Annotated in this window: 8 protein-coding genes; 5 read left to right on the top strand and 3 right to left on the bottom strand. The window is 61.9% G+C overall.

The window, feature by feature from the left end:
- Positions 1 to 58: 58 nt before the first annotated feature.
- The gene (locus ACWV8V_RS15645) at positions 59 to 475 is read left to right on the top strand and encodes a hypothetical protein (RefSeq protein ID WP_455900169.1); all 417 of its coding nucleotides are present in this window, start codon (positions 59 to 61) and stop codon (positions 473 to 475) included.
- An 80-nt stretch (positions 476 to 555) separates the two neighbouring features.
- Here the strand turns inward: ACWV8V_RS15645 and ACWV8V_RS15650 are convergent, their stop codons facing one another.
- Together ACWV8V_RS15650 and ACWV8V_RS15655 are read right to left on the bottom strand one after the other, a co-directional pair.
- Complete coding sequence (locus tag ACWV8V_RS15650; protein WP_455900170.1) at positions 556 to 2,094, bottom strand: DUF2357 domain-containing protein; 1,539 nt, start codon at positions 2,092 to 2,094, stop codon at positions 556 to 558.
- Positions 2,095 to 2,098: 4 nt separating this feature from the next.
- Entirely contained in the window at positions 2,099 to 4,372 is a 2,274-nt protein-coding gene (locus ACWV8V_RS15655) for an McrB family protein (RefSeq protein WP_455900171.1), read from the bottom strand.
- 723 nt (positions 4,373 to 5,095) lie between these two features.
- On the opposite strand from ACWV8V_RS15655, the gene ACWV8V_RS15660 reads away from it, so the two are divergent.
- From ACWV8V_RS15660 to ACWV8V_RS15675, 4 genes are all read left to right on the top strand, one after another.
- Positions 5,096 to 7,342, top strand: a complete 2,247-nt coding sequence (locus ACWV8V_RS15660; protein WP_455900172.1) for a hypothetical protein — start codon at positions 5,096 to 5,098, stop codon at positions 7,340 to 7,342.
- A 13-nt stretch (positions 7,343 to 7,355) separates the two neighbouring features.
- Positions 7,356 to 9,059: a LeoA/HP0731 family dynamin-like GTPase gene (locus ACWV8V_RS15665; RefSeq protein WP_455900173.1), complete on the top strand. Its 1,704-nt coding sequence runs from the start codon at positions 7,356 to 7,358 to the stop codon at positions 9,057 to 9,059.
- Between the two features lie 362 nt (positions 9,060 to 9,421).
- A complete protein-coding gene (locus ACWV8V_RS15670) occupies positions 9,422 to 10,276 on the top strand; it encodes an autotransporter outer membrane beta-barrel domain-containing protein (RefSeq protein WP_455900174.1) in 855 nt (284 codons plus the stop codon).
- 289 nt (positions 10,277 to 10,565) lie between these two features.
- Complete coding sequence (locus ACWV8V_RS15675) at positions 10,566 to 11,705, top strand: YncE family protein (protein ID WP_455900175.1); 1,140 nt, start codon at positions 10,566 to 10,568, stop codon at positions 11,703 to 11,705.
- A gap of 83 nt (positions 11,706 to 11,788) precedes the next feature.
- Here ACWV8V_RS15675 and ACWV8V_RS15680 read toward each other — a convergent pair whose 3' ends face one another.
- Entirely contained in the window at positions 11,789 to 12,547 is a 759-nt protein-coding gene (locus ACWV8V_RS15680; RefSeq protein ID WP_455900176.1) for an HNH endonuclease, read from the bottom strand.
- Positions 12,548 to 12,637 lie beyond the last annotated feature (90 nt).

The following is a 12,637-nucleotide window of genomic DNA, read 5'->3' on the forward strand; positions in this document are numbered from 1 at the left end:
GTGTGCGTGATAGCACCCGTCAGTGATCTTCGCGACTAAGAGCGGTCTACAGGGGCTTATGAAGAAGAATCGGGTTGTCTCGCAACTGGATAAGTGTGGCTGTGGCGTCGCGTGTGTGGCCTCAGTAGCTGGCCTGTCCTACATACAAGCAAAGCTGCGGCTTGAAGCGCACGGCGCGTCGCAAGACTGGGAAAAGGAGGGTGTGGAGCCGCGCCCCATGATCCTGGCGCTTGCAGATGCAGATATCACGGTGAAGAAGCGTGCCGGACTTCGCCGGTGGCCGTCTGGAACCATTGTATTTCTTTCCCACGAGCGAGGGATCTACAAGGGAATTGGTCACTACATGGTAAAAACTGACGAAGGGTGGATGGATCCTTGGTTCAATGATCCAGACTGGAAAGCGCGCGGGGAGATACGCGAGCGCCTGCCGTACGGCACGGGCGTGCTTTTCGGCTTGGTACCCACGGGCGTCTGAGTGTCACCTGGCGCAACGCAGCACTGATGGTGCCCTACTGCCCCGGCCGAAAATTTGGCCGGGCAGTGAGTTTCACAATGTCAGTCCCTGAGCCAGCCCGCCAGCATATTTTCAATGGCGCCAGCAGGCTGTTCGAATCCAAGAACATGCACCCCGGTGCGGTTCTGCTGATGAAACGCGGGGCTCTCCAGCCAGCAGGCGTCACCGCCCTGGGGTACCAGCAGCAGCGTGCAGTCCGGGCGGTGCCCCTTCCAGCGAAGTGCGTCTTGGTAGATGTGCGCCGTACGCATGGCATCCAGCACATTAGCCCGGCCTGTACGATACTTTGCATCCAGTACCAGCAGTCTGCGAAGACCGTTCGCTTCCACCATGACTACGATGTCCGGCTTAAGCCGCAGGGAGACGCTGCGCAGCCCGGATGACCGCTCGGGCGACCCAGCAATGCGTTGCAGGCATGCTTCTACCCGGACGCCTGCCCCAGTGCCCACCCACCGGATCACATCTACGGTGGGGCGCCGGAGGCACTTCCACTGCAGCGAAGGAAATACAGTGCGCAGGCTCTCCACAATACGCACAAAGCACCAGCGCTCGTAGATCTCCCACGTCGGGCTGAGCCATAGGCTCTCTTCCCTGTCCAGGCCAGTGATGCCCGGTCTAAGCGTGGACCAGCCCAGGCGGTAAGCGCGGGAGTACCCGGGGTGGGCAGAGATGGCCGTCAACCCAGCAGCAACCACTTCACGCCGAGACACATTGGCGTATGGGGAGCGCTTGGAAAGGACGCACAGCCTTTCAGACTGTGCCTGCAGGAACTCCAGCTTGCGCTGAAGCCGGTTGGACAAGGGTGTGCGGGTGGCCTCATCCCTCTGGGAAGCAGTCAACTTCGCCAGCCCTTCGGCCACGCTGTCGCACCTGGCGCGTACGGATGCCAGTGTTGCGGACAGTGCCCGATTTGCTGGGTTGTCCAGGTTTTCTCCGGACTGCACCACATTGAACAGCGGAGCGCTGGCGCCTACGTGGGGCTGTCCGCGCAGTACCGCAGCGGTATCAGGCCGGGACATGAGCTGGCGTGCCGACCTAGCGTCTATCCGCCTTACCTGGTGGAACGGAACATGCTTCCGTTCATGCTGAAGACGACTCAGGGGCCGCGCCGAGACGGCTTCAAGGGCCTTGATCAGCGCGTCGGAGTGCCGGCGCAGGCGTGCGTACTGCAGTAAGACCGAGTTGAGCTCCCCTGCTACTCCAATATTGAACTGGGCAGCTTCCGTTCCTGGCAGCAGCGCTGGGTCGAACGCATGGATATCATCCAGCATCTGCTGGAAAAGGTCGGCGCCGAGCTTCCTGGCATCCGGTGCCACGTCCAGGCGGTAGAGCGCCAGCAAGGCCCCGCTGCTGGCCACCAGCTCGGCGGAGACCTCACCTGCGTAGAAGCCGGGCTTCCAGCGCAGGACCGGGCCAGCGGGAGTGACAACAGGCTCTACCAGTTCCTCGTCAATAAAGAGCGTTGCATGGTCCGGAAGCGGGTCAAAGTCGTACACCCCCAGCTCTTGGAAGCCGCCGCAGCGACTTCCAGGCGCAATTTCCATGCGGGTGCTTGATTGGTCGTAACAGACGAGGATCATGTGCCTACCGCCAGAACCGGGCGCTGCCTTGCTCCCGCAGATCTACCGAGAGCTCCTTCGTTTTCGCAGCCGACCTGGTCAGCTGGTATTGAGTGAGAAGTGCGGTGACCGCATCGAATGCGTCACACAGGCGCTTGGAGTTCTCGCCCCGAAGCTTTGGAAGAACCTTCGCATACACGGAGAGGTCAAGTGCCTCCCGTGCGGTGAGCTCACCGTCCTTGACCGCCGCTTCAACGTAACCGAGGACATCGCCAATGGTGCGCCAGCCAAAGTGCAGCCTCACGGCCCTCAACGGAACCATCAGCTGGCCGAGCACGTCCTTCACCAGCGTCAGGTCAGCGAGGGGAAGCTGCTCTGACGCCCAGCCGGGGTAGCTGTTGACATCGATGTCCCAGAATTCGATGACCGTGCTGCGGTCTAGCACTTTGTCACTCAGCCCGTGTGTGGTCTCGTCCATGTTGACGGTGCCAATGATGACCAGGTTGGACGGGTAGGGCAGGCGGCCCGGAACATCGCCCACTTCGTCGCCCAGTGCATGCAGTTCAATGTCATCGCCAGTCTCCATGGCCGACAGCAGCGGGGCAAGATACTGCTCCGCGTGGGACAGGTTCATTTCGTCCAACAGCACGATGTAGGGACGGTCTGGGTCGGCGCTGGCACGCAACAGAAAATCCAGGAACCCGGTGCGCATGTACACATCGTTGTCGATGGGATTCACGTAGCCCAGCAGGCTGCTGGGATCGTGCCAACCGGGCTGCACCGCAACAACATGCCAGCCCTTTACTTCCCCTTGATCCTCAACGTTGTTGGCCCAGAGCGCTTTGGCATACCCCATGGCCAACAATGTCTTTCCTGCTCCGCTCAGGCCCGTGAGCACCGCAAAGTGCCGGCGCGGCTGACGGCGATTCCACAAGCCAGCGTGGAGCTGGGCAATCAGGGTGCGGTCAAAAACCACGTCATTGGGGAAGGAATTCTTGATGGATTGAATAGAGGGAAGCTGTGACCAGAGGTCGTCCACTTCGGACGAGTTGGCTTTACTGGCCGGATCCGGAGTATCGACAGCTACGGGGGGAAGCTCCCCAGGCGTCCAGTAAATACGTGAAGCCCACTCGCTGCCCCGGGCAGTCAGGCGAAGTACTTTGGCGGCATCCATCTCTGCCAGCTTCATGCCCTTCAGCCAGTTGATCAGGACCGTCGGGGCGAAGTTGCTGGTCCAGCCAGGGTTGACGCGTTTCAGCCGGATGATGGCCTGCTTATGCTGCAGGGGCGCTTCCTGAAGCATGTAAAGCAGATTGTCGAAGCCGAGAATCTGGGTGAGCAGCCAATCCGACACCTCCTCCACTTCGCCAGTTTCCAGAAGTGCATCGCCCCGTAGCGTCAGGAAAATATCGTCACCGTCAGAGCGCAAGGCGCCCCACTCGGCAATCAGCGCATTGAGGTTGGTGCCCAGTGAGGCCGTTGCCAGCTTTGGATTCACAGAGCGGATATGCTCCAGCAGGTCCGCGCGCTTGCAGCCGTCTTTAGCGAAGGCGAGCATGGCAATAACGCTGGGTACCGAGCCACTGATGCCCAACATGCCACGGCGCCGCCGCTCCGCTGGCAGTGGATTCAGCCTAAGCTCGTTTGGCGAATCGCCCGGGAGCTCGGTGGGTTCCGCTCCACGCTCTTGGCCAGACTGCATGATCAGTGCCCACGCCAAGGTCATGCGCTCCTCGCGGCTAGATGTCTCGACACCAGCCTCGTCGAGACGCTTCAGTACGCGATCGTGAAGCTCTGTGGGGTAATTTGTGGCCGTTTTCAGTCCCATCGCTCTGGCCAGATTTCTCAGGCGCGTGTAGTGGGCCACGGTGGTGAACTGCTCGGGCCAGAGGGAGGCAAAGACTCGATAGATTTTGAGCAAGGGTGTACGCGACACATGCGGAGCAACCATGTTGGTGATCTGCTCCCATGCCTCTCCAATCCAGACAGTTCGCGCTTCTTGGGATGGTGGGAGGGGAGTCTGCTTCAGCTCCCACAGTTCTTGGGCAATATCTGCACTTGCGATCACAGAGGAGACATCAATGTTGCCTTGGCCAGTCGCCGCTATGGTTTGGCCCTCCCATAGCGTGTGCTGGAATTGGGGACTGACGAAGGTGTCGTGATCTACCGCCTCCACTTCTTTGAGCCAAGCTTCGACCCGGGTGATCCAGCCATCCGGCTGATGCCAGTTGGGGTGCTGCTGAAGCGCGAGCGAGCAGGCTTCCTTCAAGCCGTTGATTTCCTTGAGGTCAATCGCCATTCGTACAGATCCTTTGTTGGAGTCGCATTCGATTGCAGAGCGAGGGTGCGCCGCAGAGAATCAGCCAAGGCGTTGCATACTGCCTAGTGACTAGACTCTACAAGAGAACCAAAAACGTGGTGACGGGTTGCACAGATTGCCTGAGATATGACGTGGGCGTGCGAATCCTCGTCAGAATATTGACGCGACACCTATTGTCGCAATCCCGTCGATCATGGGCGTCATTCCAACGGCGGACAGTTCCATGTTCAAAATCATTGGCGGCGCAGTAGTGTATGAGTTCGCATTGTTCGGTCTGTGCACATATTGCAGTGCTGCACCAACAGGAATAGTTCGGCATGGCCGGTAGTAGCGCGGCCATGGCTGCGCATATAATCGCGCTGAGTTGGTAGTAAGCGGCAACGCACGGCGTTGCTTCCCGCTGCCAGTACATGGAAGTTTCACCAGATAACGAGGACGTAGTGCCCATCAAGCCGGAACCCCGTATAAACGCGTGCCCGGCCTGCGGCTGGAGCGAACTGGTTGCGCCCCTAAGCGATGTGATGCTGCAAGGGCAGTACCCACGGCAGTGCCCACGCCGTCGCCACCACCCCCTCCATTCCCGGCCTGCCGGTTGGCTGCGCACGTCGCTGGCCAGCCTTGCGGCCGCCGCAACGCGGCATATGCGAGGGCGTAACTGCAGTTAACGGCTGTCATCTGCCAGATCAAGGAACAGGGGAAAACATGAAGAACACAGGAAGCGGCACTGACGTGCTGGGCGTGCCGTCGCCCGAGCATATCTATACCTACATCACCGAAGGCGTGCGCGAGGCCATGCAGGCCCTGGATGCCAAGGCCGATGAGGTGGAAGACGAGGACATGCGCAGCAAGGTGGTCGCTGGGCTGGGCCTGATGCAGGCCCACATGGTGGCTCGGCAACAGGAGCTCAAGGCGAACGCGGAGTGGGACACGTTCACCGTCGCCGTGTACGGCGAAACAAACGCGGGCAAGTCCACCATCATCGAAACGCTGCGCATTCTTCTGAATGAGCCTGGCAAAGCCGAACAGCGCCGCGCGTTCCAGGACCTGCAGGCAACGCATGGATTGAACGACACCCAGTTGCAGGAAACGCACGTTGCATTGGAGACCGCAGACGGCGTCGTGGCGCAGAACACCGCGCGGCTGAAGGCACTGGACGCGCAGGCGCAGGTAGCGTTGGAGGCCCTGCAGCATGAAAAGCGCGTGGCCGAACAGGCTGCTGCCGACGCCCACGCGGCCCGTCCGTTCTGGAAGAAGCTGTTGTGGTTTATGGACAGCGCGCCGGATGACACGGCCAGCCGCGAAGTGCAAGGCCGCATTGAGGCGCTGCATGCCAACGAGAATGCGCAGCGCCAGGCCATCGCGCAGCTGAAAAGCGACGCCGAGGCCAATGCTGAGCGCGCGAAGAGCGCACTGGACCGGTATGTAACGGCGTTGCCACAGCTAATGCAGCATGCCGACGGCTGCATCATTGGTGATGGCCGTCCTGACTTTACCCAGAACACCCAGCACTACACGTTCAACAGCGGCGGCACACCATTCGTGCTGCTCGACGTACCGGGTATTGAAGGTGGCGAAGCGGGGGTGAAGGTCCACATCGACAACGCGGTGCAGATTGCGCACGCGGTGCTGTATGTGACCGGCAAAGCGGCGCGGCCGCAGCACGGCGACAAGAACGAGGGCACGCTGGAGAAGATCAAGCGACACCTGGGCGCGCAGACCGAGGTGTGGGCAGTGTTCAACAAGCGGGTCAGCTCACCGATGCCTCTCCGCGATGGCGCCAACCTGTTCAAACAGGATGCCGACGGCATGGCGGACCTGGATGCCGGCTTGCGCGCCGAGCTGCCCGAACGTTACATGGGGCTGCTGCCAATCAGCGCATACCCGGCCTTCCTGGCCGTGGCCGACTGCTTGCCACCAATCGCGTCGCTGGAGAACCCGCAGTCCATCGGTCCGGACCGACACTCCGCGCGCGGCAAGCTCCTTACCGAGTTCGACACCGCCGAGCTGCTGCAAAAGACCGGTATGGATGCGTTGGCAAACCACCTGAATACGATGGCCGCTGATGCCCCGCGCAAGATCCGGCAGGCGAACGTGCACAAGGCCACGCAGGTGCTGACCGGCGTGCTGGGGCAGATGGAAGAACACGCCAAGGAGATGGACGCCCACTTCAAGCGGGTGAAGAAGCAGACGACGGTGGCGCAAGGCCAGGTGGACCTGGCCTACGAACAGCTGTCGTCCAGCCTCGACGCGGATGCCCACAACGCGCTGCGCGCCTTTGAGCTGGGCGTGCGGGGGGAGACTTACCGACGCATTGCGAGCGACATTAGCAACAGCGATCTGGAGAGTCTGCTGAAGGCAACCATGGAATCAGAGGCAGAGGTGTTAAAGAAAGACGTTGGCATAGCGTTCGGCAACTCAGTGGAGACTTTCAAAGAATCCCTGCGTAGCGCCGCTGAGCGGTTCCAGAAGCACCTTGCGGACTTGGATCAGGTGGTGGCGTCGCAGGAGCACGGCGTGACTGGCCATGCCGTTACATTCCAGCTTCAGGTCAGCAACGGGGTCAGCGTGCCTGGCCTTTTGGCCACGGCGGCGGGCGCTGCCGGATTGCTTGCACTGGGCCCCGGCGGCTGGATCGTGATCACGTTCAGCGTTGCAGGCGTGTTGCTCAGCGCGTTCAAGGCGCTTCGCGGCTTCTTCGATTCGGACGTTAAGAAGGCACAGCAGCGCAAGGCAGTGGACGAAAGCTTGGCCACGCAGGTGGTTGGCATACGCGAAAGCCTGAAGAGCAGCGAAGAGACCGTGCTGGCCGCAGTTTCCGAAGCCTGCACCCAGGCCAAGACGCAACTTAGCGGCCCGCAGCGCAATCTGAAGGCCCAGTCCGACGTACTTCTTACTGCCACAGCACGCCTGCGTGCCTTGGCCACCCGCATTCAAACCACGATTGCCTGACCGGAATACCACCATGGATATGACGCTGGAAGCCTTCAAGGCACAACAGGAACGCGCCGCTGGCATGTTGCGTGATCTGCTCGCGTTCCTGCAGGAAGGCGAAGACTTTGGCATTGCAATGGACGATGCCTTTGCGCAGAAGCTGAAGACAGCCATTGGCACCGTGGTCGGCGAACGCCTGAAGGTGGCGCTGGTCGGGGGCTTCTCGGAAGGGAAAACGTCCATTGCCGCTGCCTGGATGAACCGGCTGGACCGGCATGGCATGAACATTTCGCAAACGGAATCCACCGACCACGTGTTGGAGTACCCGGTGGGTGACGACCTGCTGCTGGTGGATACGCCGGGGTTGTTCGGTTCCCGTGAGGTTGATGGTGCCACCTACAAGGACCTGACGCGCAAGTACGTGAGCGAGGCCAACCTGGTGCTCTACGTAATGGACCCGACCAACCCCATCAAGGAAAGCCACCAGGCCGAACTGGAGTGGTTGTTCCGCGAGCTGGGGCTGCTGTCGCGCACGGTGTTCGTGCTGAGCCGGTTTGATGCCGTGGCTGACCTGGAGGATGAGACTGCCTACCAGGCCGCGCTGGAGGTGAAGCGCAGAGGCGTGCGCCAGCGCCTCACCGACCTGCTTGGGCTGACCGCATCGGAGGTGCATGACCTGAGCATTGTGGCGGTGTCGGCCAATCCGTTCGAGCAGGGCATTGAGTACTGGCTGGCCAACCCAGACCAGCACCGCCAGTTGTCACGCATCCAGACGCTGCAGGTGGCAACCGAAAGCAAGGTGCACGCCAGCGGTGGCATGCAGCAGTTGGTGGCTGACACCAAAACGGCAATCATTGCCGATGTTCTAGGAAAGCAGCTTCCGTTGGTCAGTGAGCGCGCTCGGGTTATCAAAGACGAAGTGGGACGCCTGAAGGACACGGTGGAGGAACTTGAAGGCAAGCTGCAACTGGCTTCCCAACAGGCCAACAATGCCGGAAACCAGATACGCCGCTTCCTCACGGGGTACTTCTCGGACCTGATCCTGCAGGCGCGAGGCGCGGACATGCAGACGTGGTCGGCGTTCTTCGAGCGCGAAGTGGGCGCCGAAGGCATTGTGATCAACATGCGCCTGCAGCAGGAGTACGCAAAGTGCCTGCAGAGCGTCCAGCTGAACCTACAGGCCGTGCAAGGCAACTTCGTGGACGAGATCAACCACTTCAACACGGTTGTTTCTTCGATGGGCCAGCAGGGCGTGAAGTACCTGCTGGACGGCAAGCTGGTGAACAACAAGTCCATCCTTATGCTGCGTGACGGGGTAGTGTCGGCAGGGAAGATGGTGGGCTTTGACTTGGGGAAGAACCTCAAGTTTGCACCGTGGGGCGCGCACAAGCTTGCCGGCGGAGTGAACGGTGCGCTGGCAGGTGTGGGCTTTATGATGGAAGTGTGGGATTCGTATAAGGAGTACGAGCGTGAGCAAAAGTTCCGCCAGGGCGTGGAAGACTTTGTGAGAACTATGGAAGCCCAGCGCGCATCGCTGGTTGCCGAGTTGGACGCTCAGGCCGGCGGTAGTGTTTTCACCCAGACTTACTTCCCGGCGTTGCTGGAGATGCGGGAGTTGCAGGCCGCATTGAAGGCCAACCTGGACGGTGCGTCTGAGAAGCAGGATCGTTTCGCAGCATGGCACCAGCGTGCCGGCGCACTGGAAGGCGAGTATCAGCGACTACGCGCAGGATGAGCAGAGTTACCCATGACGCGCTGGCGAGCCCAGGCACGCACCGCAGGTGACCACGGTGCGTGAGTCGCAGTAGCGGTTGGCGCTGCGGGGGTTCGCCACCACCCGCCGCACCATCGAAAGCGATCTGAAGGAGCTTTCATATCGCTTTCCTCTGGTGGCTCACGAGACCAGCTGCCTATATGGCTGGCGCTGGGCCAAGGGCGCCAGTTTCGAGTTCAGCCCGCGCCTGACCACCTCGCAGGCGGTCGCGTTGCTGTCGGCCAGGGTGCACCTGCTGGGCCTGCGCCCCGGCTGGCCCTGGCCGAACTCCGGCCACTGTTCGACATGGCCGAGCGCGAGCTGGCGTCCACCGGTCGGCGAGATTGGCACCCGCGCAGGTGGGTGTGGACCACGCCTTAGGCGACTCCCTGTTGCTGGGTGTGGCCGGCAGCATGGGCCGCAACCGCAGCGAGCTGGATGACAACCAGACGCGGCTGCACGCCGACCAGTGCTCGCTGGCGATGTATGGCCTGTGGCGCATCGGCGAGGGACTCTTTGTAGACGCGCTGGTCGCCAATGGCCGTCTGGACTTCAACCTGCGCCGCTGGAGCCGCGACGCGCAGCGCTTGGCGCAGGCCGAGCGCGACGGTGACCAGTGGTTCGGTTCGCTGGCCTTCGGCTATGACCACCGCGGCGACGCGCTCACGCTGACCGGCTACGGCCGCGTGGACGGCAGCCGCACAACGCTGGATGCCTACAGCGAGCAGGGCGCTGGTATTTACGACCTGGCTTACCGCGCGCAGCGGGTGCGCAACACGGCCGTGGCGCTGGGGCTGGAACGCAGCTTCCAGACGCCGGAAAGCCGCCTGCGCCCGTTCTGGAGCGTGGAGTACCGGCAGGCCCTGCACGACAAGGGCGACGCCGACCTCAACTACGTCCAGTGGGGTGCGCCGCAGGACTATCGCGTGCGCATGCAGAGCTACAATGACAACGCGCTGAGCCTGGCGGCGGGCCTAGACATCGAGGTGAGCCGCAGCTGGATGCTCTCGCTCCTGTTCGGTCACGAGCAGGCTCGCGGCGCCGACAGCAGCCGAACGGTGGGTCTGCGCCTTTCCACGGGCAAGGCCAGCACCGGCGCAGCGAGCGCAACGGCATCGGAGGCCGGCACCGACGCAGCCACCGGTACCACCGGCATGCGCAAATGCCCGCCACGCGGGTGCCAGGCGCCGGGCCACTGAGTAAGTGCCGACCGTTGGTCGGCACGCTCCACTCTAAGCGCAACATCGTCCCGACAAGCGTCCGCAGGGCGCTGCACCCGCGATGCGCATGCATCGCAGACCATCCTCATCGTGCAGGGCGACCGCAAGGCCCCTGCGCACTGCCGCGCCAGCACCGCCACCCACCACCTGCTACCATTCCCCCGCAAACCCAGCCAGCCCACCCAGCGCAGACAGATGCGGGGCCGGCCGTCACACGTACGGCCCAGCGAGCCAGGACACCCTCCCGTGCCCCTTCAAGGAAGCTCGCATGTACCGCAATTCCGTAATCCGCTCGGCCGCTCTGGCCTTCGCCATCTCCCTGAGCTTTGGCGCCCCGTCCGCGTTCGCCGCTGACCAGGCCACCGCATCCGCCAGCACTACCGCCGTCCAGCGTAAAGCCGTCGCCCAGGGCCTTTATGAGCTGGCCTTCAGCCCCAAGCAGAACGCCGTGTTCGTCGCCTCCTCGGGCGGCTTCGGTGATGCCGCTGGTCCGTCCCAGGTCCTGCGTCTGAACCCGGATACCCTGGCCGTCGAAACCGCCATCCCGCTGGAGCGCAAGGCGTTCGGCGTGGTGCTGGATGACGCCAACAACCGCCTGTACGTCGGCAATACCGTCGATACGTCGGTCACCGTGGTCGACACTGCCACCAACAAATCGGTCGGCATCGTGCAGTTGATGGAAAAGAAGGTCGGCAAGGACGGCAAGGCCGCCTACACCCACGATCTGCGCGAGCTGGTCGTCGATGGCGCCAACAACCGCCTGTACGTCACCGGCCACTCCGGCGAGGGCAGCGTGCTGTTCGTAGTGGATACGCAGTCCCTGAAGGTCATCAACACCATTCCGGGCCTGGGCAATGCCAAGGCACCGGGTCTCGCGTTGGATGCCAAGGCCAAGCGCGTCTACACCTCCAACCTCCTGGCCGAGGTCGTCACCGTCGGTACCGACAGCGGCAAGGTCGAGCAGCGCTTCAAGGTCAGTGCGGAGCAGCCGATGAACATCGCGCTGGATCCGGCCGGCGAGCGCCTGTTCGTGACCGACCAGGGCTCGGAGATGATCCGCAAGTACCAGGCCAGCAGCTCGGGCTTCGAATCGAAGCATGCGGGCCAGCGCGTGCTGGTGCTGGACCGCACCACCGGCAAGGAACTGGCCAGCATCCCGACCGACGCCGGCCCGCTGGGCATCCTCCTGGACGCACCGCGCAAGCGCCTGTACGTGACCAACCGCGATGGCGGCACCGTGACGGCGTACAACAGCGATACCTACAAGCAGGTTGCGACCTACGCGGTGCCGACGCATCCGAACAGCCTGGCGCTGGATGCCAAGAAGAACGTGCTGTACGTGACCGTCAAGAACGGTGACAGCGAGCCGAAGGGCAGTGAAGAGTCTGTTGCTCGGATTGCGCTGTAACCAATGATCGCGAGACGCCGCCCGGTGAGGATTTCACCGAGCGGCGTCTGCATTGCTTTGCCTTCGGACCATTGGTTGGTGGATTACCAATCGCACTTCGCTCGGTGGTAAACCAGCGCGTGCAGGCTAGCACCGTCAGCGGCTGCTGCTGTCGTCGACAAGGGAGTGCCTTCCAGCGATGCATAGGCTGAGCCGCGCAAGCTGGGAGCGATAAGGACCGTCCTAGCATCTGGGTCAACGGCAATCAGACGCAGGTCGAACAATGTATGGATGTCAGCCCTGAGCAGTAGCCCATTGCTTACAGCGTTTGTCTCGCCATCCAAGTACGGAAAGATGTGCGCGGCTTCGAGTGCATCCAATACGTCACACCCGGTGACGGCACAGCGTCCGGCATATGCCTTGATCAAGGCCGCACGAAATGCGGGCTGACCGCGTCGGCGAACAATGCTCGCAAGCACCCGTGCTCGCTGGTCGGAAGCGGTCCCTGGATTGAATGCGCCTTCCGTTTCAGCGTCCTGAGTCACCTGATCCAGAGTGGGCGGGCGGCTCTGCTGTGGGAATGGCCGCCCCTCGATCAGCTTGACCAAGCGTGCCGCAACGTCCTGGCCCACGTTCTTGGCTGGCTTAAGACCGTCGATCCATTGCAAGCCGAGCCCATCTAGAACATAGGAAATGTTCTGCATGCGGAACTCCCACGCCTTGGCATTCCTCCCGACCTTCTCAGACAGCTCGCGATAGGTGTGTGCCTTGACGACGCGGCGGCCATTCAACTCATCAGTCAACATATTGAGGTAAGCATCTACTGCTGCTTCTAGCTCACTGTCTGTCCAGTGCTCCACCATGGCGAAAGCAACTCTAATGCGAATCTTGGATTCGATAGAGCCAGCGTATCGCAATACACGGGGTCAATGAAGAGAGTGGTTGCGATTGTC

The sequence above is a fragment of the Stenotrophomonas sp. Ker107b genome (genome assembly GCF_053847245.1).

Coding starts and splice junctions, on each gene's coding strand:
- ACWV8V_RS15655 (WP_455900171.1), bottom strand. CDS start 4,372: ATGGCGATTGACCTCAAGGAAATCAACGGCTTGAAGGAAGCCTGCTCG.
- ACWV8V_RS15645 (WP_455900169.1), top strand. CDS start 59: ATGAAGAAGAATCGGGTTGTCTCGCAACTGGATAAGTGTGGCTGTGGC.
- ACWV8V_RS15660 (WP_455900172.1), top strand. CDS start 5,096: ATGAAGAACACAGGAAGCGGCACTGACGTGCTGGGCGTGCCGTCGCCC.
- ACWV8V_RS15680 (WP_455900176.1), bottom strand. CDS start 12,547: ATGGTGGAGCACTGGACAGACAGTGAGCTAGAAGCAGCAGTAGATGCT.
- ACWV8V_RS15675 (WP_455900175.1), top strand. CDS start 10,566: ATGTACCGCAATTCCGTAATCCGCTCGGCCGCTCTGGCCTTCGCCATC.
- ACWV8V_RS15665 (WP_455900173.1), top strand. CDS start 7,356: ATGGATATGACGCTGGAAGCCTTCAAGGCACAACAGGAACGCGCCGCT.
- ACWV8V_RS15650 (WP_455900170.1), bottom strand. CDS start 2,094: ATGATCCTCGTCTGTTACGACCAATCAAGCACCCGCATGGAAATTGCG.